The sequence below is a fragment of the Termitidicoccus mucosus genome (assembly GCF_038725785.1).
GTDB lineage: Bacteria > Verrucomicrobiota > Verrucomicrobiia > Opitutales > Opitutaceae > Termitidicoccus > Termitidicoccus mucosus.
The window spans coordinates 5,048,538-5,071,656 of record NZ_CP109796.1 but is presented as its reverse complement, the minus strand read 5'-3'; the positions used below and the strand labels follow the sequence as shown (position 1 = coordinate 5,071,656).

15 protein-coding genes and 1 tRNA gene are annotated in these 23,119 nt (G+C 61.6%); 7 read left to right on the top strand and 9 right to left on the bottom strand.

Features of this window, described 5'->3' with window-relative positions; all coding sequences use genetic code 11:
• Positions 1–22: 22 nt before the first annotated feature.
• The 5 genes from OH491_RS17745 to OH491_RS17725 all read right to left on the bottom strand — a co-directional run bounded on the left by OH491_RS17745 (position 23) and on the right by OH491_RS17725 (position 10,851).
• Entirely contained in the window at positions 23–3,976 is a 3,954-nt protein-coding gene (locus OH491_RS17745) for a glycoside hydrolase family 88 protein (protein ID WP_334319284.1), read from the bottom strand.
• A gap of 29 nt (positions 3,977–4,005) precedes the next feature.
• Positions 4,006–5,850 carry a hypothetical protein gene (locus tag OH491_RS17740; protein WP_068770272.1) on the bottom strand — a complete coding sequence of 615 codons (1,845 nt, stop codon included), beginning with the start codon at positions 5,848–5,850 and terminating at the stop codon, positions 4,006–4,008.
• 4 nt (positions 5,851–5,854) lie between these two features.
• Positions 5,855–7,534 (bottom strand): sodium:solute symporter family protein, encoded by a 1,680-nt coding sequence (locus OH491_RS17735; protein WP_068770273.1) that lies wholly within the window; start codon positions 7,532–7,534, stop codon positions 5,855–5,857.
• Position 7,535: 1 nt separating this feature from the next.
• Positions 7,536–8,330 carry an alpha/beta fold hydrolase gene (locus tag OH491_RS17730; protein ID WP_068770274.1) on the bottom strand — a complete coding sequence of 265 codons (795 nt, stop codon included), beginning with the start codon at positions 8,328–8,330 and terminating at the stop codon, positions 7,536–7,538.
• Positions 8,331–8,457: 127 nt separating this feature from the next.
• Positions 8,458–10,851, bottom strand: coding sequence for a family 78 glycoside hydrolase catalytic domain (locus OH491_RS17725; protein WP_068770275.1), 2,394 nt, complete (start codon positions 10,849–10,851; stop codon positions 8,458–8,460).
• A 504-nt stretch (positions 10,852–11,355) separates the two neighbouring features.
• On the opposite strand from OH491_RS17725, the gene chrA reads away from it, so the two are divergent.
• Positions 11,356–12,570: a chromate efflux transporter gene (gene chrA, locus OH491_RS17720; protein WP_068770276.1), complete on the top strand. Its 1,215-nt coding sequence runs from the start codon at positions 11,356–11,358 to the stop codon at positions 12,568–12,570.
• Between the two features lie 278 nt (positions 12,571–12,848).
• Here chrA and OH491_RS17715 read toward each other — a convergent pair.
• Both OH491_RS17715 and ychF read right to left on the bottom strand, forming a co-directional pair.
• Positions 12,849–12,923: transfer RNA gene (locus OH491_RS17715), tRNA-Met, on the bottom strand.
• Between the two features lie 114 nt (positions 12,924–13,037).
• On the bottom strand, positions 13,038–14,144 hold the full coding sequence (ychF, locus tag OH491_RS17710) for a redox-regulated ATPase YchF (protein ID WP_068771092.1): 1,107 nt from the start codon (positions 14,142–14,144) through the stop codon (positions 13,038–13,040).
• A 256-nt stretch (positions 14,145–14,400) separates the two neighbouring features.
• Here ychF and OH491_RS17705 point away from each other — a divergent pair, with 256 nt between their 5' ends.
• The 3 genes from OH491_RS17705 (at position 14,401) to OH491_RS17695 (ending at position 16,904) form a co-directional block, all read left to right on the top strand.
• Entirely contained in the window at positions 14,401–15,687 is a 1,287-nt protein-coding gene (locus OH491_RS17705) for an OmpP1/FadL family transporter (RefSeq protein ID WP_068770277.1), read from the top strand.
• A 53-nt stretch (positions 15,688–15,740) separates the two neighbouring features.
• Complete coding sequence (locus OH491_RS17700; protein WP_068770278.1) at positions 15,741–16,112, top strand: arsenate reductase family protein; 372 nt, start codon at positions 15,741–15,743, stop codon at positions 16,110–16,112.
• 390 nt (positions 16,113–16,502) lie between these two features.
• A complete protein-coding gene (locus OH491_RS17695; RefSeq protein WP_068770279.1) occupies positions 16,503–16,904 on the top strand; it encodes an acyl-CoA thioesterase in 402 nt (133 codons plus the stop codon).
• Positions 16,905–17,013: 109 nt separating this feature from the next.
• On the opposite strand, the gene kdsA is transcribed toward OH491_RS17695, so the two are convergent.
• A complete protein-coding gene (gene kdsA / locus OH491_RS17690) occupies positions 17,014–17,820 on the bottom strand; it encodes a 3-deoxy-8-phosphooctulonate synthase (RefSeq protein ID WP_068770280.1) in 807 nt (268 codons plus the stop codon).
• A 278-nt stretch (positions 17,821–18,098) separates the two neighbouring features.
• The gene (locus tag OH491_RS17685) at positions 18,099–19,133 is read right to left on the bottom strand and encodes an outer membrane beta-barrel protein (protein ID WP_068770281.1); all 1,035 of its coding nucleotides are present in this window, start codon (positions 19,131–19,133) and stop codon (positions 18,099–18,101) included.
• A gap of 396 nt (positions 19,134–19,529) precedes the next feature.
• Here OH491_RS17685 and OH491_RS17680 point away from each other — a divergent pair, with 396 nt between their 5' ends.
• The 3 genes from OH491_RS17680 to OH491_RS17670 all read left to right on the top strand — a co-directional run bounded on the left by OH491_RS17680 (position 19,530) and on the right by OH491_RS17670 (position 23,089).
• Positions 19,530–20,315: an ATP-binding cassette domain-containing protein gene (locus tag OH491_RS17680; RefSeq protein WP_334319285.1), complete on the top strand. Its 786-nt coding sequence runs from the start codon at positions 19,530–19,532 to the stop codon at positions 20,313–20,315.
• Positions 20,316–20,472: 157 nt separating this feature from the next.
• Positions 20,473–21,687 (top strand): ABC transporter permease, encoded by a 1,215-nt coding sequence (locus OH491_RS17675; RefSeq protein WP_068770283.1) that lies wholly within the window; start codon positions 20,473–20,475, stop codon positions 21,685–21,687.
• A 142-nt stretch (positions 21,688–21,829) separates the two neighbouring features.
• Positions 21,830–23,089: a DUF4861 family protein gene (locus OH491_RS17670; RefSeq protein WP_068770284.1), complete on the top strand. Its 1,260-nt coding sequence runs from the start codon at positions 21,830–21,832 to the stop codon at positions 23,087–23,089.
• Positions 23,090–23,119 lie beyond the last annotated feature (30 nt).

Here is a 23,119-nt window from a genome sequence, read left to right as displayed (position 1 = left end):
GCCGCGGCTCAGCTATATATTCTTACTTTTGCCCATAGGGACGCGCCCGGCCTGTGGCAGGCGCTTTCTCTTCGGCCCGCAAGCGATGGATTTCGCATCCGGCAAGAAGAAAGGCGCCGTGGGCGTAGTCCGCGAAATCCTCCGCATTCACCGGCCCGGGAGCCATCGCCACGAGTTGCGCGTAGCCGAGGTGTCCGTCGTCGGCGACATGCGACACAAGGCTCTCCCATGCTTTTTCGGCAGCGGGTTGGAAGACCGCCCGATCCAGCCAGCCCCGGTTCACGCCGGCGGCGAATGCATAGCAAAACAAGGCCGTGCTGCTCGTCTCGGGCACGGGAAACCATGCCGGTTCCGTCAGCGCGGGACACCAGTGTCCGGCGGGTTGCTGGCAGGCCGCCACGCGCGCGGCCAGCCCCTGGAATAATTTTATATAACGCGGACGCGCCGGATCGTTTTCCGGAATATACTCCAGGATGCGGACAAGCCCGGCCAGCACCCAGCCGTTGCCCCGCGCCCAAAAGAGCTTGCCACCGGACGGCGTTTTTCTCCGCGCGGGAAATTGGGATTCATCGCGGAAAAACAATCCCTCCTCCTTGTCGCGGAGAAACTCGACCGTATCCCAATATAAAACGTGCATAAGCTCCCGGTAGCGCGGTTCACCGCTGATCTCGGACATCCGCGCGAGAATGGGGGGCGCCATGTAAAGGGCATCGCACCACCACCAGAGATTACGCCCGGTGAAAGCGCGGCGGGCATCTTTCCAGCGTGGATTCACGAGCTCTTCGCGGAGTATTTCCGCGCGGCCAAAATAATCCTCCAGCTTGGTCCTGATATCGGCAATGCGCTCCGGCCGCCGGTCAAGGGAATAGAGTTCGAGGAAGGTTTGCGCGCTGCAAATGCCGTCAGCGTGCAGATTATGGCTGGAGACTTTCCATTTGGCGGACTCGGCCCAGGCGATTGCCTGGTTCAGATAGCGGGGATCCTTTGTCATCTCATAAAGTGCGGTGATGCCCATGAAAAACGTGCCGCTTTTCCAATTGGCGCGTATTTTCCCATCGTAGTCGCGCATCTGGAACGCGGTGACTTTTTCGAGAAGTTGCCGGATGCTCTGTGATCCCAATCCGGCAACGGCGGCAGTCTTTCCGCCGGGCGCGGTGGCGGTGTCACTGGCGGAATAACCGGCCAGATAGCGATTCCATGCGGCGGCATCGGGGATGCGCCCGGCGCGCGTCCATGCAAAGCCCGCGTGATATGAAACCCGCCCGGAGTCATCGGTTTCAGCCAATGCAATGGCGTGGCCGGAATCGCGCCTAGCCTCGCTGATTTCAAACATGCGAATGATCCGCGACGGTGCAATGACAACGCCGGTGCCGACGCTCGCGCCGTCAATCGTCTCCCAGCAACCCATCCAGCCCGCGGCGGGATCAAGCGTGGCGCTCGCCTTGCCGTCATGCGTGGTCACGCCGATGGCAATTTCCTGGCCTCGCAAAGGTTTTCCCGCCTCGCTGAAATCCGCGTCCACACGGAAAAGCTGGCTGCCGGCTTGAATTGTGATGGTTTTGGCCTCGTCGATCTTTCGCCCGTCAAGGTCGTAACTATAATAAAGTTTGAACACGGTCTTGTCCGGCTCGCTCGAAACCATCTCCCAACGATCATATACATCGGAAAGCACCATGCGTCCTTCGTGCCAGAGGGCGAGTCCGCCGCAGCCGCGCGACGAACCGACGTGATAGGGATCATAGCCTTCGCCATGGTCCTTATGGTAGGTTTTGCCCCGTCTGGCCTCGCCATACCATTTGTCGATGACAGGATAATTGACACGTTTGAACCAGCAGTCGATGCCGCTGTCCTCGGCGCCATTTTTCAAAGGAGGGCCATAGGCGCGAAACGCCACCATGTCGTTCTCCCACGCGAAATCACCTTTGCGCTCCGGCACATAACGCGCGAAAGTCCGCGCGAGAGGCGGGGGAGCGGCGGGCTTGACTGCGGTGGAAATCGCGCCTCCTGCCGCCGTGGCGGTGCGGGAGGAGCGTTCGGGACGCACCACGAGACGCGGTGTCTGTCCCGGCGCGAAATCGGCGGACGCTTCGCGCGCCCAGCCATTGTGGAAGGGGTATCGCGTCTCGCCGACACGCACCGACCCGCCGGGGGCCGCGAATACTTGCGTGTCACCATCGAGCGAGACCGAGACGGCTTGCTTTTCGAGGCGGATGGCAGGCTGTCGCGCGCCATCATCGGCCAGCACGGGCCACACATAACGCAGCGGACCGTTGTAGCCGTCAACCGCGCCGCTGATTTCAATAGTATCGGGGGTGATTTTATAACTTTCCACCACCCGCTTGACCCCGCCGAAGTCGCCTTCATATATGATTTTGAAACGCACCTCACCGGGCGTGGCGGCCTGCTCCTCGACCTCGACCTTCTTGACGTGATCGCGATGATAGTTAGCGAGCGCGTCCCATTTATCCCCGGCGTCGGCTTTCCACGAAAGGCCGATGGCAATGGCCTTGCGCGGGCCGGCGGGATACCGGGGCCGGTCGCTTTTGCGATTCACGCTGTCGCTCGGTCCGAGCTGCGGATTGAAATTCACGTAGTGGACGCGGTTGAGCCCGAGCACGTCGTAATGAGGGTCTGGCGCCGTGTTGATTTGCAAATACGTGCCTCCGGAGTTGGCAATAATTTGAGGAAACTCGGGACGCAAATTGACGATGAAACCGCCCAGTTCGGCGGGGGTGATTTGTTCGGGGATGCCGGCTGTTTTTTGCGCTTGCTGCCAGGCGATCCCCAGCAGTGCCATCGGCATCAGATTGTATTGCGAGTGTCCGGAATACGCCTCAAAGGCGTGCTGTGTTTCAGGTTCGAAGCGGTTTTTTATAATCCAAAGCTCTCCGCTGGGGCGCTGCCAGCGCCTCATGGAGGCGAAGGCCAGATGCGCGGCGCGTTTATAAACCCCGGCAAGAAACCTGTCCCCTCCGCGCTCGGCCTTGGCCGCATAAAGCTCGAAGGTCGCCACTTCCAGCGCCTCGTTCCACTGGTGATGGGCGCTGCGCCCGCCACTGGGCATTTCCCCCGCCGGCGATTCGAGAAAGAGACTGGTGATCGCGCCGCGGTCGATCATGGCTGTCGCCTGGTCGGCGCACACCCCGCGCCAGCCGGCCTCCAGCGCCACCGCGAGAAAAGTGCGAGGAAATAGATCGTAACAGGTGACACCCTCGATTTTTTTCGACGGATTCCAATCTATATACAAACCCCATGGCGACTGGAAATGACGGCCTTGCGCAGCCAGGCTGTGGTCAATATAAGAGGTGTCATCACGAACGCCCGCCAGCTTGAGCATGGCCTCTCCGGAGAGTGCCTTCACGTTCCAGTTACTCAATCCCGGCTGGCCGCGATACAATGTCCACGGATCGATGGATGCGAGCTGCTCTTTCCAGCGGGCGGCCTGTTCGGCGGTCGCATGCCGGGCCAGAATCGGGAGGGCATGGGCGAGAAAAAAGGGATAAAAGTCCTGATGATTATTGGCCGCCTTGTTGCGGGCCAGCGACAAAACCGCCCAGTCCATCGCGCGCAATGCGGGCGCGAGCAAATCGGCGCGTCCGGCGTGCTCGACCAACATCGCGGCCGCAAAGGCATAACAAGGCGTTGAGTATTGAAACTCCTGCTTGCGATAGGGATCGATGATCGCCCCGTTCTCATCCTGGAGCTTCGTGAAAAAATCAACATTCCCGGCGATGAGACGAAGATAATCCTTCTCATCCATGCCGGACGGAGACGGCGCGTCCAGAGTCCGCGCCCGTTCGAGAAACTGAGCCAGAAGAGGAGCCGTCGGATTTTCTTTAAGAGTGGCATCGCTCCATTGATTGCGCAAGACGCGCTCCGCGGGCGCCCCAGCCAAAACCGTGCCGGCGGAGAAACCGACGACCAGCAGAAATGCGGCCAGCAGGGCCGCCAGGGGGAATGTTTTGTTTTGTTTCATGGCCTGTAGATTTTGTTTGCCCGGTTTTCTCATTCTTTGAGGACAAGATTCTGGCCGTCCCATTTTGCGCGCTTGGACGGCATGGCGGGCGGGGTATGGCGGCGCTGGCCATCCAGCCAGACCTCAATCCGGTCATTGTCTATATTTTTAATAATCAGCCGGTGCTCTCCAAATTGATATTGCAATTCGTCGGACGGGCCAAGCAACGGCGCCAGCGCCGCCCGCACTTTCGCTCCCAGAAAATCCCGGCACACAATCCAGCGTCCGGCCCCGTCGGCAACCTCCAGCTCCTCCTGCCCCGATGCCGCGAACTGCCTTTTTAGCTCATCAGGCGCCAAATGATGCAGGGTGACCGCAACCGCGCCCTCTTTCACGCGACGTTGCACGAGCCCGACCGTTGCCTTGCTCAAGCCGATGCCCGTCAGGAAAATCATTTTGGCCCCCCTGAAATCAAAGTCGGGATGCTCGTCACCGATGCGATGGTCAAACACCAGGGTGGGCGGCGCGGGGACAAAAAAACGCGGGGCCTCGTTGTATTTGGCGGCTTTTATATGAAACGACAGGCCCTTTTTCGGAATCACGCCGTGGCTGAGGCGGTGCCAGATGCCGAACCACGCCTCGGTCTCCGGCGTGGACTTTTCGATTTCCGAACCGAGCAGCGTGTCGCCAAACGTGCTGTCGCGCTGGCCCCAGCACGAATCCTCGAAGCGCACGATGGCCACGCGGCAGCGGGCGTCGCGCCAAGTGTAGGGCACGGGGTTTGACGGCTTGTAGTCGCGCGCGTAGTCGCGGAACACGCGCCCATAGGCCGTGAGCGAGAACTCGCGGTCGTTGGCGAACTGCACCAGCGAGGCCGGCGAGCCGGCGGCATCGGGATGATGCCTGCCCTGGACGATCTTTGTATAATCAAAGTTTTTCGCCGCGTCCGGCTGATGGGCGCCGCCGCGCGCGTTCACATAATCCATGTTTTCGAGATAGATGCGCGAAACTCCCAGCCAGTGCGAAAAAACGAGCGCGCTGCGCGTCTCGTCCACGCTGTGGCCGGGATAGTGGCCGCAAAACCACAGGTCGGGGTTCATCCACACGTCGGCGCCGGCGTTTTCATATTCGATCCCCGCGCCGAGCGCCATCGCCACCGGCACCGGCGTCCAGCTTTCCTTCATGATCTTCGGCGAGACCGTCCAGCCCGCGCGCGCGAACAGATGCTGCATCACCGGCCAGACGTTTTCGGCCACCGGCGTGACACCGTGTTTTTTATAGTATTCCCTGATTTGTATCAAGCGCGCCACCAGCGCGGCGTTGGCCTCCGGCAGCGTCATGCGCCGCGTGTCCGCCAACGCCGGGTATTCGCTGGGCCGGCTCTTCAGGCCGGAACTGATTTGCACGTGCTCGATTTCGTCAAAACACACGGCCCTCATGCCGGGCATTTTTGCCATTTCCTCCAGCACCGGCTCCGGCACCTGATAATAATGCGCGCCGGGATGCGGCTCGAACATGTTTTGGCCGGGAATGTATTCCTTGCGCGGCGTCCAGTTGGCGGTTTCGAGGTTAAAAACATAGTCCAGCCCGCTTTTGCCCAGATAATCGCCGAGCGCCTTTATGCGGGCGCGCGTGGCGGCCTCGTTCTCGCGAAGCGTCCCGCCGGTCGCCACTTCGAAATAATGGTCCATCAAAAACTCTGCGCCGAGTTCGGCGATGGCGTCGCGCCACGCGGGAAAGCGCCAGCCCTCTCCGGCGTAGGCTTTGTTGCGCAGGAAAAATGTCCCCGCGGTATCCACCCCCACGGCGGGCAAATGGCCATCCGTTTGAGGCGCGCCCGAAAGCGGATAAACGATCAGCGCAAGAATGGCTGCAAATGACGGTATGGGCTTCATGGCTTCAAGGTATTTTTCGGTTTATACGGAAAATAATGCCTCCAATGACAAATAACACTCCGGCGACGAGCGAGGCTATGCCGCGGCCCGGGGAGTCGGCGCCGGTCAGCATTTCGGCGATGGCCGCCAGCACGCCGCAGAATATCAGCGTGATCGCGGCCACGCGCGCCACCGCCCTTCCTTGCGCATCGCTGCCCGTGGGGGCGTCCGCACTGTCCGGCGGCGGGGGCTTTTGCATCCGCTGAAACAGCACAGGGGCAGTTTCCTCCTCGGCATCGGAGCGGCGCAGCAGGAAGCCGGAGGCAAAATACACGACCGCCGTGGCCGTCCCGTTGCAGAAAATCACCGAGGCGAGCGAAGCCCCCAGCCCGAATTTCAGAATCAGCGCAGTGAGAATCCCGGCGGCGAACGCCCAGATCGCCGACCTTCCCGTCCCATGCGGCCAGAGCAACCCGAACAGCAAGGGCATGAAAGTCGGCAGCGTGGTCATGCCGAGCACCATGATGAGGAACTGGAACGCGCCTCCAAAATCACGGATGCGCATCGCCAGTGCGAGGCAGACCGCGCTCACCACCACCATGATCGCCCGGCCGAGGAACAAACGCCGTCGCTCGGTCGATGAGGCGAGTTGCTTTTTCAGCATGTCGTTGACGACGACCTGCGCCATCACATTGAGGTCGGCGTTGACCGCCGTGATGGTCGCGCCGAGCAAGCCGAAGCACAGCATCGCCATCAAACCCGAGGGCAATACTTTCTGGGCGACCAGGATGTAGGCATATTCCGCCTTCTGCGGAGTGTCCAGGCCGGGCATCATGACGACAGCCGCCATCGCGGGAACGGCGATCAGCGGAAACAGCAAATAATAGGACACCCCGCTGATCACCGACACCCGGCGCGCGTCGCGTTCGCGCGGCACGGACACAAAACGCTGCACCAGCGACCAGTTGCCGTTCCACGCGAACAGCGCGACAATCGCCCACACCGTGATCATCGGCACGCCAAAGCCGCCGGCGTCGGTGGCGAGCGACCAGTAATCAGACGGCACATTGGCCGAAAAATGCTCCCAGCCGCCCACCGCGTTCCATGAGAGCGCGGCCACGACCGCCACGATGAGCGTGAGCAAAATCGCCTGCACCGCGTCTGTGACGACCACAGCCAGAAACCCTCCGCCCACCGTGGAAAGCAGGGTGACGACCGCCGTGACGCTCGCCCCGGCAAACAAACTGATGCCCAGCATCACCTCGAACAACACCGCCGTGACATAGAACCGGTTGGCGCTTTCGAGCATGCGCACCGGCAGCCCCACCCACATGAAAAATTTCGCCGTTCCGGGGCCGAAGCGCTTTTCAATAAACTCGACCACCGTGGCGCAGCCGGTGCGCCGCCATCGCGCGCTGAACACATAATATCCGGCGAAAAACACGGGCAACTGCGCCACGATCAGCAGGGCGTTCAACGAGCCGTGACGATAGGCGATGGAGGCATTGGCGACAAAAACCGACGCCGAGAACGCCGTCATGAAAAATGAAAGCCCGCTGAACCAAAATGACGTCCTTCCGCTTGATCCGTAGAAATCGCCGGAGTTTTTTATCATTCGCGTGAAATACAGGCTCACGCCAATCAGCAGCGCGCCGTATCCGGCCATCAGCCACCAGAAGCTTGGATCAAGTTTTAATGCGGTCATTTTATTTATCCCCATGCAGAGGTTGAGCCGGTGGCAAAATGCCATTGTCATCAAGAAATTTCAGGGCGAACCCGGTGCATTCCCGCTCCTCTTTCGCCCCCAAGGCGAACCCGTGTTTGCGTCCGGGTGCCATGACCAGTTCGTATTTGACGCCCGCCTCGCCGAGCCTGGATGCAAAAGCCCGGGCGATTTCCGGTGAAATGGTGACATCCTTGTCGCCATGCATGACGAGTGTCGGCGGCAATCCCTTTCTCAGATACGTGACGGGAGAGGCCCGGGCAAGCAGCTCCTCGTCGCCGGCATCCCCGCGCTTGAATATATTCGCGCCGAAAAGCCGGAGATCGTGCGTGCCATAAACAGAGATCACCGCGCGCACCGCCGGGAGATCGGCAACCGGACGGTTGCCGCGCAATTCCGCGTCATTGCCATCCAGGGCATACGCGCCCATCAATGCAAGATGCGCCCCGGCGGAATAACCCAGCAGCGCCACCCGCCCGGAGTCGATCCCATAAGACCTTGCCTCGACTGATTTGAGCCAGCACAGCGCGGCCGCCACGTCCTGCAGGTTCCGCGGCCAGGCTTCATGTATCTTCCCTCCCTTCCACGGACCATCCCTGTAACGGAACAAATCGTAATTCAGGGAAACCACAACCAGACCTTTTTCGGCGAAGGCATTGCCTGTGATTTGCTCGCGCTTGTCCGCCTTGTCTCCGATCGCCCACCCGCCGCCATGAATCATCAGCACCACCGGACGGAGCCCCGGCCAGCGCTCCGGCTCGGGTTGGTAAACATCCATGCGCGCCGAGGGGCTTCCTCCGGGAATCGTTATATCATTGGTGACGACTGCCGCGCGCAAGGACGCGGCAAACCATAAAGATATGACTGATGATAAAATGAATCCGGTCGCCTTCATTGCCGTTGAATCAATATTTGATGACATTCAAACCCGGGCGGATGGGATAAGACATCCCGGCCCATCTGAATTCGCCGGACAGACCGTTGGGCAAGGAGACCTCGCCCCGCACGCTTCCCCCGGCGAAGCCCAACTTCAACGAAATCGAGGCGGCCCGCCATGGGAAGTCCGCTTCGAGGCCTGGCAACCGGCCGGGTAGCGGCTCGACAATCACACTGGAGAATCCAGCCGAGCCCGGACGGATTCCCGCAATCGTCGCGTAGGCATGAAACAAGGGGTGCGACGCCCAACCGTGGCAGTCGGACCGGCACGGCTCCGCCGCTTCGATCGGCGTGCGCAATCCCCTGGCCAGCAAATCGCGCCAGGGAGAAAGCCGGTCATGCAGCCAGTCCGAGGCCGCTTCGTGGCAGGCCTCGAATAGATAATGCATGAAATAATAAGAAGCCGGCGCGATTTTATGGGTCTCCGCCGCAACGCGGCGGGTTGTCTCCAACAGCGCCCGCTTTTCCTGCCTGTTTTTCAGCAATGCCAAGGCGGCCAGCGCCTGGGTATGCTCGCTCAATGAGTCAACCCCGGGCGCATCGCGAAACAACCCGTCATCAGCGCTGCATCCCATGCGCACCGCGGCGCCAGCCTTGTCCGCCAGCGTTCTCAGATACCCGGCCCTGGCCGGCGCCCCGACCGCATCCTCGATGCGGGCGCCCGCCTGCAATGCCAGAACATAAAACAAATTCACCAGAGCCCGGCGGCCGGAGGCATCCGAGGGAGGCACACCGTTCTGCCAATGCGGGCACCAATCGACAAAGTGCCAGCCCGGCAGCCCGCGCAGCCAGCCGTCGCCGTCCAGAAAATCCTCGAAAATATCCAACGTGGCGCGCACGCCCGTGAGCTGGCTTTTTATAAACGCGGCGTCATCGCGCCAGTGGAGAAAATCGTCCACCATCAATACCCATATCAACGAAAATACCGGCAGCACTTGTCCGACCCGGGCGGGATATCTCGACCACGTCCATCCCCCGCCCTTGTGGCGCGAATCATTAAACACCTGGATTGCTTTCCGCGCCAGCCGGTCATCCGTCTCCAGGCAACGATGCACCAGCGCCTCCACCCGGGCATCCCCCGCATACATCAGTTGCTCGAATGCGGGACAGTCCGAATACATTTCATGGCAGCTTGCCCGGATGCCTCGGTCGCAAAGGCTCAGCACCTTGCCAAGCGTGTCATCCGGGCATTCGAAACGGGAACGCGACCGCACCGGATAACCGGTCTGTTCGCAGGCCAGGCGGCGGATAACCAGGGGATGATCCGCCGTGCGCACGCGAACCAATAAATACCGGCCGGCGCGCCACCAAGGCACTTGCAGAAATTCGACGCCCCCGCTCCCCGCCGGGGCAAACGTGTCGCCGAAGCCATAGAAGAACTTGCCCGCGATTTCGTCGCGATGCCCCTTTTCAACCAGGAAATTGTTCTCCTTGAGTTCGGCGGCCTCGCCCAGCGATTCCGCCCATGACAAATCGATGCGCGCGCCCCGCCCCCCGCTTGTCTCGATGCCGGGATAGGCAGTGATTATCGTTTCTGCATCAAGCAACGCGGTCCATTCGCGATGTGCCTCGATGACCACTTCGTTTCCCTCCGCCAGTTCCATTGCCAGACTTCTTTCCCCACCGAGAATCCACTCTTTCCGCATCTTTCCATTATCCGCCATCCACTCGCCGCCTTCAGCGCGCGCCTTCCAATGGCTCCACTCGGAGTGAATTTGCTCGGGCAGTTCGCTCGGCTGCAAAACCCATTGCACAGGCAGGCGCCCGTTCACGCCCTCAGGCCGGGCATCCGCAACCGGAACTGCGGCGCTGGCCTCTCCCTCTCCCGCCAAGGCTCCGTCTATCAAATAGCTGGGACCGATAAAATGAGCCCCCGGCAGCTTTCGCTCGATAACTGGAATGAACTCCGCGCAGTGACTCGCTATCCAGCTTGCGATTCCGGTCGTCAGCAGCGGGTGCGCTGCCCCTTCCGCCGCCAGCAGGAAGGCCGGGCGCTGCGATACATGGGCATACGGGGCGAGGTCGCCAAGCCACCAGACCAGTGCGCTCCACTCATGCCGTCCGGGCGGCAAATCGACGCGGTATCCCGAGTAGTAGTATCGCTCCGGCGCGCCGGCGTCCGGGCCCCGGGCCACAATCCCGCCATTGATGGACAAGACAAAGCGCTGGTCGGCGGTGACGTAAAACTCAACCGGGCCGCCCTCCCATTCAAAAGCGGTGGTGAACCGGCAAAACTGCGGCTGGCCGGCAGATGCGCCCCCCTGGCTCCAGATCCATTTGGCCGGCGGCAGCGCGCTCGAATCAACCACGGACGGCAGGCGGAAGCACAGAAGTGACGTTGGGGCGACTTGGGAAATTGGCATGAATTAAGGTTTGCGGGCATGAGTTACACGAGTAACCAATTTAAAAGTCAAGCCCCCTGTTTCAGATTCCGCTTCCCGGTCTCTGCACCTTCGCGTCTCGGGATTCCCGCCGCCACATCAGAGAGCCCGAGGCATTATATCACCGGCAAAGCCTGGTTGATTTGGGACCAAATAATCCAGTCACGATATTATTTAAAATGCTCCATAAAAAAGAAGACCCGGGACGAATGATAAACACAAAGGCGCGACTTCGTTTTGGGGATGGAATAAATGGGATCAACGAAACAGAAAAATCATTCCGTGCGGGTGCAGGCGTGAAACCGGGCCTCTGCCTCTGGATGATTTATGCCTTTCTGGCCTCTCCGCGGCAGATTCTTTTGCTCCTCCCGCCATATGCTCCGGCGAATGGCCCCGTGCCGCAGATCACCCTGCGCTTTTATTTCCGCACTGTTTTCTCGACGTCCGGGCCGAACATCTCTCGGTTTTGCGGCACCATCACCGGCAATGAACCATCCGTCCCGCAACGCCCGCGCGCTGGTCGAAATCGTCACCGTGTTTCTCAAGCTCGGCTGTATCTCCTTCGGCGGGCCGGTCGCGCATTTGGCTTACCTGCATGAGGAATTTGTCCGTAAACGACGCTGGCTCGACGACGGTGCTTACGGCGACCTCGTGGCGCTCTGCCAGTTTTTGCCCGGTCCCGCGAGCAGCCAGCTCGTGTACGCCCTTGGCATGATGCGAGGCGGCCTGCCGGGTGCGCTGCTGGCGTCGTTTTGTTTCACGCTGCCTTCGGCTTTGCTGATGATTTTGTTTGGCTATGGCATCGCCCGGGCCGGCGACCTGCGCGGCGCGGGCTGGCTGCACGGCCTGAAACTGGCGGCGGTGGCCGTGGTCGCCCAAGCGGTGTGGAACATGGGGAAAAAACTCTGCCCCGACCGGACGCGGGTCGCGCTCGCGCTGCTCGCGGCCGTGGCGGTGCTGGTCGTGCCGGGCGCGTGGGCGCAGATCGCGGTGATCGCCGCCGGCATGGCGGCGGGATGGATTTTTTGCCGCGAACCGAAAGGCACGCGAACACCCGGCGAAGGCAACGGAGCCATTATATATCCGAAATATGGATACATATGCGCCATCGGCGCGCTGGTGCTGTTTGCCCTGCTCCTGCTTCCGCCGCTGGCCGGCGGCGGGACGGTGGGAAGCGGGGCGCGGGTGTTCGAGGGGTTTTATCGCGCGGGCGCGCTTGTGTTCGGCGGCGGCCATGTCGTGCTGCCGCTGTTGCATGCCGAGGTGGTGCCGGCGGGACTGGTTTCGGATGATATGTTTCTGGCCGGCTACGGCGCGGCCCAGGCCCTGCCGGGGCCGTTGTTCACCTTTGCCGCGTATCTGGGCACCGTGATGGACGGCGGGACGCGCGGCTGGGTGAATGGGCTGTGGTGTCTGCTGGCGGTTTTTCTGCCCGGGTGGCTGCTCATCGGCGGCGCGCTGCCGTTCTGGCATGTGTTGCGCGACAAGGGGTGGATGCAGGCGGCGATGCGCGGCGCCAACGCCGCCGTCGTGGGCATGCTGCTGGCCGCGCTTTACCATCCGGTGTGGACAAGCGCGGCGGGCGGTCTCCGCGAAGCGGCGGCGGCGCTGGCGGCGTTTGCCTTGCTGGAGGTCTGGCGTGTGCCGCCATGGTGCGTCGTCCTCCTCTCCGCACTGGCCGGTTGGTGGCTTTTCGGCTGAATGGGCGCGACGGCAGACGCGGTATTCCGCATCCGTTCCCGCGCCGGGGAACAGAACAAAAAGACGGGTTCGCCGCTGGCAACACCGCCGGTGCGGGCATGGCAGGTTTCAAGACCATGAGCGAAAATGCGCGAGGCACCCGAAGCTCCCTGCCGTTTCAGAAAAAACAGCCCATGGTCCCGTTCACTTTCTGATATGATCCGATCTTCATTAAAACAGGCGCTCCGTCGGATGAAAAACGAAAGGCACCACTTCTGGAACGAAGCAGTGCCCCAAATTGGTGCCAGAGGCCGGATTTGAACCGGCGACCAAAGGCTTATGAGTCCTCTGCTCTACCACTGAGCTACTCTGGCTTGATCAGGAAAGAGGCGTAACGTGCAGGTTTTGGACGCGATTTCCAATCAAATTTTGCGGGTGAAGACGTTTGCCCCGGCCATCTGCCAACGCATCAACCTTTCCCACAATCCTCAATTGTTAAAACGGAAAAGCGCCACGTCGCCGTCCTGAAAGACGTAATCCTTGCCCTCCAGCCGGTATTTGCCGGCCTCTCTCGCCGCCGCGGTGCCGCCCAGGCGGGACAAGTCTTCGTAGCTCACCACTTCCGCCTTGATGAACCCTTTCTCGAAATCGGTGTGGATCACGCCAGCGGCCTGCGGGGCCTTCCAGCCTTTCTTGATGGTCCAGGCACGCACTTCCTTTTCGCCGGCGGTGAAGTAGGTTTGCAGGCCGAGGAGTGCATAGCTGGCGCGGATGAGCGCGGAGACGCCGGAATCATCCACGCCGAGGTCTTTCAAAAACGCCTTCGCCTCGTCGGCGGGCAATTCGATGAGCTCGGCCTCGATTTTGGCCGAGATGGGCACGTAGGCGGCGTCGTGGTGGGTGCGCACGTATTCGGCGACTTTTTGCACAAAGGGATTCTCCTCGGCGGTGGCGAGGTCGGACTCGGCGACATTGCAGGCGAAGAGGACCGGCTTGGCGGTGAGGAGCTGGAAGAGTTTCATCATGGCCGTGTCGTCCTCGGTCGCGCCGGGAAGCACGTTGGCCGTTTTGCCTTCGTTGAGGTGGGGCGAGAGACGTTCGAGCAGGGCCATTTCGACGATGGCCTCCTTGTCGCCGGACTTGGCTTTTTTTTGCGTTTTTTCCATGCGCTTGGTCACGGATTCGAGGTCGGCGAGCACGAGTTCGGTGGTGATGACCTCGATGTCGCGCACGGGATCGACGCCGCCCATGGTGTGGACGACATCGGGATCCTCGAAGCAGCGCACAACCTGCACGATGGCGTCCACTTCGCGGATATTGGCAAGAAACTGGTTGCCCAGCCCCTCGCCCTTGCTGGCTCCGGCGACGAGGCCGGCGATGTCCACAAACTCGATGGCGGCGGGAATGACGACCTGGGTTTTCGCGATTTTCTGAAGGACGTAAAGGCGGTCGTCCGGCACGGTGACGACGCCGACATTGGGATCGATGGTGCAGAAAGGATAGTTGGCCGCCTCCGCCTTGCGGGAGCGGGTGAGTGCGTTGAAGAGAGTGGATTTGCCTACGTTGGGCAGGCCGACGATGCCAGCTTTGAGCATAAGCTGAGACGTTCGCCCGCGGGACGGGACGGGGTCAAGGGCGGAGTTGGCCCAGCGGACGCGGCCCAAGTTTTGCATAAAGCCGCGCTTTTGCACACCGCAATCCAGTGTTGACGGAGGAAACCGATCGGCGAGTGTGTCGCATTCCTTGTGCCCCAACGCTTGAACCTCCGCTGCAACACCCTCTTTCCCCGACGGGCCTGTAATGTGACGGCCCCGTGCACGGGCGCGGCGTGGCTTTTGCCTTTTCCCGCAGATGAAAACCTCCACAAAACTGATCACGCTGGCCTCAACCGCCCTTGCTCTTGCAGCCGGGGCCCAAATTGCCCACGGAGCGGGCTTCGCGATTTATGAAACCAACTCGCGCGGCTTTGCCATGGGCAATGCCGTCACCGGCCTCAACGACGACGCCTCCGCCCTCTATTCCAACCCCGCCGCCATCACCTCGTTGAAGGGCACCCGGATCGTCGCTGGCGTCGCCGCCATCGTCCCCAACGTTTCGCTGGACGTGCATGAATACGACTATCCAGCCCAACTGGGAGGCGCGCATCTTGATGCCCAGCGCACCAATATGAACAATTACGTCGCGCCGATGCCGCATGTCTATGTTACCCGGCAAATCAACGACCGGTTCTCCGCAGGCATCGCCCTCTTCTCGCCCTTCGGCTTGAAAAGCGACTTCGACCCGACCTGGCCCGGACGCGTCAACAATTACTATACCGAAATCGTCACCTTCGAAGTGAACCCCAGCGTCGCTTGGAAAGTTTTTGAGAAAAACGGCCACGCGCTCTCCATCGCCATCGGCCTTCAGGCCATTTACGCCGACGTTGACATCCGCCGCGATCTCACCGGAGCCAATGCGCTTGGGAAACTCCGCCTCTACGGTGACACCACCGCCTTTGGTTACAACGTCGCCCTTCAATACAAACTCAACAATCAACTCGGCGTCGGCCTCCACTACCGCACCCACCTCCAACTCGACTTCGACAAGGCCCACGCGACCGCCACCCCCTTCACCGCCGCCGGTCTCGGAGCCGTCCATGCCACCGGTGCCATCGACCTGCCCGCGTCCTGGGCATTCGGCGTCAACTACCGCCCGATTGACCGTCTCGAAATCGGCTTCCAAGCCCTCCTCACTGAATGGTCGTCCTACGACAAACTGGACATTGACATCTATGCGCCCACCGGCATGGGCGGGAAAATCGCCACGAGCAGCCCGAAGAACTGGAGCGATGTCTGGCGCTACTCCCTCGGCGCCGAATACCAATGGACGGACACCTTTGCCCTGCGCGTCGGGTATGTCATTGACAAGGATCCCGTGGATCCCGCCCACGCCGACTTCATGGTGCCATCCAACGACCGCCAAGTGGTCTCCTTCGGCGGCGGTTTTAAATTGAGCGATCGCGCCACCCTCGACCTCGCCTACGGCTACGTGCTGATCAAAGACCGTGACATCGCCGCGCGCCCCGCCGAGGGCGTCGTCCCCGTGACGACCCACGCCGACGCCTACGTTGTCAGCGCGACGTTGAACTGGGTGTTCTGAAAAAAAGAAAGGCGCTGGCGGTGTGGCCTTACTTTGAGTTGTCTCCTCGTCATATGCTCACGATTTACACCTATGCCAAATGCAGCACCTGCCGCGATGCGGTGAAATGGCTGCGCGCACACAACATCGCGTTTGCGGAAAAACCCATCCGCGAAACGCCGCCCGCCCCGGCGGAGCTGCGCGCCATGCTCGCCCACCAGGGCGGGCAGCTCCGCAGGCTTTTCAACACCTCCGGCCAGGATTACCGCGCACTCGGGCTGAAGGACAAACTGCCCGCGATGAGCGAGGCCGAGGCGCTCAAGCTGCTCTCGACGAACGGCAATCTCGTGAAACGCCCCTTCGTACTCGGACGCGCAAAGGGCGGCGAAATCGGGATGGTCGGCTTCAAGCCGGAGGAGTGGACGGCGGTGCTGCTGCAAAAATAACGCCCGCGCCTCATCTCATTACAAACCGATAAATAAATCACGGAAGCGCGGAAATACGGAAAAGAAACGAGCCCGTTCCCCCTTCGCTTCCGTATTAAAAGGGTTCCCCGCCATTTTGAATGGATGTTTTTACAGCAAAGGCGCAAAGTTCCGAGCGAAGCGACAGGCCTGACAAGGCGGCAAAAGGGATCTCTCATGAAAAATATCAATTCATCGAATTTCACGGAAATAGAATTTTTCATGGTGCACCTCTAAAAATTGAACAGAAGTCAACGAAGCGAGCGAAAGCCGGAAGGACAGGCCGCATCTTGGATCAACCCCGGGAAGCCGCCATCCTGTTTTTAGCATCGTCAATCCAACCCGGACGCGGGCATTTTCAAGGCATTCACCATGATCCAATCCCGCACGCAGATCGCCGTCCGCTACGCCGAGACCGACATGATGGGCATCGTTTACCACGGCAGCTACCTGCCTTGGTTTGAGATCGGGCGCACCACGTTGCTCAAGGAGCAGGGCATCGTTTACCGCCAGCTTGAGGCCGAAGGCTATCGTCTGCCCGTCATCGAGGTCGCAATCAAATATCACCGTCCCGCGCTTTATGACGACACGGTGACCGTCGTGACCACGCTGCGCGAAAAACCCGGCCTGCGCATTCGTCTCGAATACGAAGTGTATAACGGCGACGAGCTTCTCGTCACGGCGCACACCCAGCACGCTTTTATAGACAAACAAGGCCGCCCCGTGCGCCCGCCGCCGATATTCACGGAACGGATGAGGGAATTGTTTGGATGACAACCCCGGCTTTCCCGCTCTTTCTCTTTATTCTTTCTCCCGGCCGCGGGAGGTGATCGAAGAGAAAGAATAAAGAGAAAGAGGAAAGAGAAAGAGCGGAATAGGGACGTTATTCCCCGCGCCGGACGGCCTTCCAGACCCGCACGCATTTTTCCAGCAACGCGGAAAGTTTTTCCAACGGCACCATGTTCGGCCCGTCGCTGATCGCCTCGTCGGGCCTGGGATGCGTTTCGATGAACAACCCATCCGCCCCGGCCGCGAGCGCGGCGCAGGCCAGCGGCGGCACAAACTCGCGCTGCCCGCCGCTCCTGCCGCCGGCGGCGCCGGGGAGCTGCACGCTGTGCGTGGCGTCGAAGATGGCGGGGAATCCGTTCGTCTTCATGATCGCGAACGAGCGCATGTCCACGACCAGGTTCTGGTAGCCGAAGGTCGTGCCGCGCTCCGTCTGCCATACCTCGGATTCCGCCGCGCCGCTGCCGCGCAGCTTGCCGACGACGTGCGCCATTTCCTGCGGGGACAAAAACTGGCCTTTCTTCACATTGACGATGCGTCCCGTCGCGGCCGCCGCCATCAGCAAGTCCGTCTGCCGGCAGAGAAACGCGGGAATCTGCAACACGTCGCACACCGCCGCCACCGGCCGCACCTGCGCGGCCTCGTGGATGTCGGTCAGCACGGGGAAGCCGTATTCGCGCCTCACCATCGCGAGCAGCCGCAAGCCTTCGTCGATGCCGGGACCGCGCGGCCCGGCGAGCGAGGTGCGGTTGGCCTTGTCGAACGATCCCTTGAAGACGATGCGCAAATCCGGCTGCGAGTCGCGGATGCGCGCCAGTTCGGCGGCGACCGTGCGGCTGATGGTTTCATTTTCGAGCGAGCACGGACCCGCGATGAGGAGCAGTTTGGAAGGATCGAAGATCATGACGGTTTCGCGCCAGCATGCCTCAAGGCGGCTGCGCCGCCAGTTTAAGTTTTAAGTTGAAGTTGAAGAAGAGGCCGGGCGCGCCTCAGCTTAAACGCCAAACTTATACCCATTTCCAAATAAAAACCTATTTTGGAGGGCCGAGCTCCCGCGAGGCCGTCGCGGTTAAATGCACCGGTTTTCGGCAACGGCCTCGCGGGAGCTCGGCCCTCCACCAAATAAAAAACCCCGCCGGGTGGGCGGGGTTTGAAAGACAAGGGATGTTGCGGCCAAAAGGGTCAGAATTTGAACACCATCTGCACGCCGGCGAAGTAGCGGTCTTTCGCGCTGGTGTAGGCGCGGTCGTAATTCGTCCAGCTCACCTCGGCCCTAGCTTCGAGGTTTTCGCTCAGGACATAGGTCGGTGCGACCGCCACTTTTTGATAGCGCATGTCAGTCATGCCTGCGGATTCCCCTTTGCCAAAAGCGACGCTGCCGGCAACGGAAAGGCGCTCCATGATGGGCTGGCGGGCCGACACCATGACCGCATAATCAACGGTGTCCGAGGGCGTGTTCTTGAAAGACCACCGTCCATAGATGAACTCGGCACCGAAGGTGGTCTTGGTGTTCGCGAGATAATACTGCGCCCAGAGATCGGCGGTGTAGCGACTGTAGTCAGCATCGGTGTTCTTTTCCACCGCCAGGGTGGTGCCGAAACTGAAAGCCTCGTCCTGATAGCGAATCATGAACTCGCCGCCCAAGCCGTTGCGCACGTCCGCGTCGCCGGTGTAGGCGTCTTCACCATTATAAACCGAGTCCAGCAAGGCGGCGCCGAGCGTGATTTTGCCGGAGGTGTATTGCACGCGGACGCCGTTGTGGAAGTTCGGCACGAGGTAGCTCATGTCGCCGAGGCCGGACTCCAGCGACCATTGCTGGTCGAGGTCAAAGGCCTCGTAGCCGATCCAGCTCAGGAAACGCCCGCCGGAGACGGTATAGCCGTTGCCGAAATCGTAGGAAAGATACGCCTCGGTGATGAAGATGTCGTCGCTATTGAACTCGTCGAGCGTCGAACCAGGCATGAAAGCGGAAACCTTCGCTGAGAGGGCGTTGTATTTGATGTCGGCAGAGAGCTTGACGGCATCAAGGTCGAGCTTGGCGGAGTCGTCGTCGGCAACACCTTGGTCGCGATCAGTTTTCTGGTAACGCGCGGAGGCGCCGACGTAGCCGGAGAGGTCAACATAATCACCCACGGCGATCTTGGCGCTGGCCGCGGTCGCGAGGATGAGCGAGGACGCAAGGGCGAGCCCTGCGAGTTTTCGTTTGGTGTGTTTCATGGGTTTGCTTAGGTGGTTATCCGTCGGCGGACACGTGGTAGTCATGGGACCTCCGACATGAATGGCAGAGTATTTGCAAACCGAATACCCCATGTCGAGCAAATGTATGGGGCCGAAAATACCCGGCGGCATGGCTCAAAGTGAAGTCAGCTCAACGGAGGTTGCGGTCAGGGGGATGCGATAGCGCGTAGCGCAGGCATCCTTGCCTGCCGTCGTTGATTTATCGCGCGTAGCGCGGCATTTTTTCAGGAGCAAGAAAAAGTCAGCGGCGCTTCGCGCCTTCTGTTTTGACGGCAGGCAGGATGCCTGCGCTACGCTCGCCGGCACGGGCTTCGCCGCTTGGAACAGGACGGGTTTGGGTTGAAAAGCCGCGGGCGGGGCGTTTACCTGCCGGTCTTGCAAACAGACGCGCCAATGATCGAGGCCGCCGGCCTGACCAAGGTTTTTCGCGACCGGAAACGCGGGGAGTTTCGCGCCGTGGACGCGCTGAGTTTTCGCGTGGAGCCGGGCCGCATCTACGGGCTGCTCGGCGCGAATGGCGCGGGCAAGACCACCGCGCTGCGCATGCTGGCCACGCTGCTCAGGCCGTCGGCGGGAACGGCGCGCGTGGCGGGCTTCGATGTCGCAGCGGAGCCGGACAAGGTGCGCGCGCACATGGGTTTCCTGGCGACGAGCACCGCCCTCTACGGGCGGCTCACGGCGCGCGAGACGATCCGGTATTTCGGACGGCTCAACGGCCTCGGCGACGCGGAGATCGCCGCGCGCACGGAGCGCCTCGTGACCGAGCTCGACATGGCGGAGTTCATCGACCGCCGCGTGGAGAAGTTTTCCACGGGCATGAAGCAAAAGGTGTCGATCGCGCGGACGTTGATCCACGAGCCGCCGGTGATGATTTTCGACGAGCCAACCATCGGGCTCGACGTGATGGCGGCACGCACCATCCTGCGCTTCATCCGCGAGTGCCGCGCGCGCGGGAAGGCCGTCGTTTATTCGACGCACGTGATGAGCGAGGTGGAAAAACTCTGCGACCGCATCGGCATCGTGCACGGCGGGCGCCTGCTGGCGGAAGGTTCGCTGGCCGAGTTGCGCGAGCGCCACGGCGGGCAGGACATGGAGGAGATTTTCGTGCGCGTGGTGGAGGCGCGCGCGGGCGGATTTTCAAGCGAGGAGGGATGCGGATGAACGCGATTGTTGCATTTGTAGGGCCTGACCTTGCGTCAGGCCGCGCGCGTGATAACGGCTGGAAAAATCCCCCGGGCATTCGGGGCGTTGTTTTGCAGTCGCGGCCTGACGCAAGGTCAGGCCCTACGGGGCGATCCCGGCGGAAGGAGGCATCCGCATGAGCCTGCGCTGGCGGAATATTTTCACGGTGTTTCGCAAGGAACTGACGGACACGCTGCGCGACCGGCGCTCGCTGATCTCGATGTTCGTCGTGCCGACCGTGGTGATGCCGGTGTTGATGCTCGGCATCGGCGTGGTGTCGGTGAAAGTGGTCAGCAAGGCGCACGACGAGGCGCCGTCGGTGATGGTCGTGGGGGCGAAAGACTCGCCGGCCGTGCGCGCCGCGCTGGAGGGCAACGAACGCTTGCGGCTGGTGCCGTTCGCGCCGGATTACAAAGCGCGGATCGCAGCCAAGACACTGCGCGCGGCGGTGGAGATCCCGGATGATTTCGACGCGGCGCTGGCGGCGGGGAGGCCGGCGGAGGTGACGATATGCCTGTTCCGGGGCGAGTTCAGGTCGGAGGATTTCGCGGCGGGCGAACTGGAGCGTTTTTTCAGCGGTTATAGAAACCGGCTGGTGCGCGAGCGTCTGGCGGCGCGCGGGCTGGAGGAGACGTTTTTGCGCCCGTTTGAGGTGAAGCGCGAAAACGTCGCGCCTCCCGCGAAGGTGGGCGGCAATCTCTACGGCGGGCTGGTGCCGTATTTGTTGATATTATTGTGCTTCACGGGCGCGATGTATCCGGCGATCGACTTGACGGCGGGCGAGAAGGAGCGCGGCACGATGGAGACGATCCTGTGCAGCCCGGTCGGGCGCACGGAGCTGGTGCTGGGGAAGTTTCTCATGGTGCTCACGGCGTCGCTCGCCACGGTGGCCTGCTCGCTCGGCTCGATGCTGGCGACCGCGCAGGCGGGCAGCGCGTTGCTCACGGGCAAGGCGCTGGGCGCGGCGGGCGGGCTGCCGGCGGTGAGCTGGCCGGGCGTGCTCGGCGTGTGCGCGCTGGTGCTGCCGCTGGCGGTGCTGTTCGCCGCGGGCTTGCTGACGGTCTCGCTGTTCGCGCGCAGCCACAAGGAGGCGCAGAGTTATGCGTCGCCGTTGATCTTCATCGTGATCCTGCCGGCGGTGGGCGCGGTGCTGCCGGGCGTGGAGCTCACTGCAAAACTCGCGTTCGTGCCGATCCTCAACGTCGCTCTGGTGAGCAAGGAGATGGTCGCGGGCCAGTTTCCCGCCGGGATGATCGCGTTGATCTTCGGCTCGACCTGCCTTTATGCCGCCGCCGCTCTGGCCCTGGCGGTGCGGATGTTCAACCGCGAGAGCGTGCTGTTCCGCATGTGACGGGACGCGCCGGACGCCGCGGCCGGGGCGCGACTTTACGTTCCGATTTCCGGGCGATTGCGCCGCCGCCGGTTTTTCGCTTGGTTTCCCCGCATTTCCGTATTTGCCTGTAGATTGCCCTAGTCCTTTTGCTCCCACGCCCATGAAAAGAATCACACTCCCGGTCCCGTTTTTTGCCCTCGGATTCGCACTCGTGTTCGCGACAGTCGCGCCGGCCCTTTATGGAGCCGAAAAATTCACCATCACCGTCTCGCACGACCTCGCCGAAGCGCGGCCAGCCGAGACCATCGTAATCCCGTTTGCGGAGGTCAGCCGCCGCCTGCCCGGGTTGTTGTTCGACCAGGTCATCGTGCGCGACGCGGGCGGCGCGGTCGTGCCGTCGCAGGCAACGGCGTTTCACCACGTGCATCGCGGCCCTCCGGTCTATCAGGAACTGGTCTTCCAGCACGATTTCGCCGCCGGCGAGAAGAGCGCGACCTTCACCATCGAGGCGTCGCCCGTGCCCGCTCCGCCCGTGCCGGCGAAGGTCATGGCGCGCTACGTGCCCGAGCGTTACGACGACTTCGCGTGGGAAAACGACCGCATGGCGCATCGCATCTACGGCCCCGGGCTCGAACTGCCGTCGGCCGGGCCGGACCAGATGACGAGCAGCGGCATCGATTTCTGGTGCAAGAAAGTCCATCATTTCGTCGTCGATGGTTGGTATCACAAAGGACACGACGGCCTCCACACCGACACCGGAGAGGGGCTCGACATGTATGACGTCGGCACCTATCGCGGCCTCGGCGGCACCGGCGTGTGGGATGGCGCCGCGCTGCACACCTCGCGCAACTGGAGCATCTGGAAAGTCCTCGCGGGCGGCCCGCTGCGCGCCGTGTTCGAGCTCGGTTACGAGCCGTGGGACGCCGCGCCCGCCTTCGGCATCACGAACGGCTTCATGGTGTCCGAGACCAAGCGCTTCACCGTCGATCCGGGCCTCAATGTGGACAAGGTCGAGAGCACATTCACCTTTCAACCGCCGCGCAAATCCCCCGACGGCGAAATCACCGTCGCCATCGGGCTGAGCAAGCACCCCTCCAAGACCACCGTCGCCGTGCCGACGAAAAACGAAACCGGCGCATGGCTCAGCCTCTGGGAGGAGTTCAAGGACCCCGCCGACGGCAGCCTCGGCACCGGCATTGTGCTCGATCCCTCCGCGAAATTCGCCGGCTTCGCCGAAACCGCCGCCGACCTGCTCATCCTCGTGAAGGTGAAGACTGGCAAGCCGCTGCGCTACTACATCGGCGGCGGCTGGGACTTGAGCGGCGATTTCAAGACCCGCGCCGACTGGGAAAAGTATCTTGCCTCCATCGCCGCCCGCCTGCGCAACCCCGTGCGAGTCGCATTTGCGAGTGGAAAATAAGTTTTCCGCCGCTCCCGACAACCACACTGA

Bases quoted from the DNA above. Each gene is read 5' to 3' on its own strand.
- OH491_RS17745 (WP_334319284.1), bottom strand. From the start codon at position 3,976: ATGAAACAAAACAAAACATTCCCCCTGGCGGCCCTGCTGGCCGCATTT.
- OH491_RS17740 (WP_068770272.1), bottom strand. From the start codon at position 5,850: ATGAAGCCCATACCGTCATTTGCAGCCATTCTTGCGCTGATCGTTTAT.
- OH491_RS17735 (WP_068770273.1), bottom strand. From the start codon at position 7,534: ATGACCGCATTAAAACTTGATCCAAGCTTCTGGTGGCTGATGGCCGGA.
- OH491_RS17730 (WP_068770274.1), bottom strand. From the start codon at position 8,330: ATGGATGTTTACCAACCCGAGCCGGAGCGCTGGCCGGGGCTCCGTCCG.
- OH491_RS17725 (WP_068770275.1), bottom strand. From the start codon at position 10,851: ATGCCAATTTCCCAAGTCGCCCCAACGTCACTTCTGTGCTTCCGCCTG.
- chrA (WP_068770276.1), top strand. From the start codon at position 11,356: ATGAACCATCCGTCCCGCAACGCCCGCGCGCTGGTCGAAATCGTCACC.
- ychF (WP_068771092.1), bottom strand. From the start codon at position 14,144: ATGCTCAAAGCTGGCATCGTCGGCCTGCCCAACGTAGGCAAATCCACT.
- OH491_RS17705 (WP_068770277.1), top strand. From the start codon at position 14,401: ATGAAAACCTCCACAAAACTGATCACGCTGGCCTCAACCGCCCTTGCT.
- OH491_RS17700 (WP_068770278.1), top strand. From the start codon at position 15,741: ATGCTCACGATTTACACCTATGCCAAATGCAGCACCTGCCGCGATGCG.
- OH491_RS17695 (WP_068770279.1), top strand. From the start codon at position 16,503: ATGATCCAATCCCGCACGCAGATCGCCGTCCGCTACGCCGAGACCGAC.
- kdsA (WP_068770280.1), bottom strand. From the start codon at position 17,820: ATGATCTTCGATCCTTCCAAACTGCTCCTCATCGCGGGTCCGTGCTCG.
- OH491_RS17685 (WP_068770281.1), bottom strand. From the start codon at position 19,133: ATGAAACACACCAAACGAAAACTCGCAGGGCTCGCCCTTGCGTCCTCG.
- OH491_RS17675 (WP_068770283.1), top strand. From the start codon at position 20,473: ATGAGCCTGCGCTGGCGGAATATTTTCACGGTGTTTCGCAAGGAACTG.
- OH491_RS17670 (WP_068770284.1), top strand. From the start codon at position 21,830: ATGAAAAGAATCACACTCCCGGTCCCGTTTTTTGCCCTCGGATTCGCA.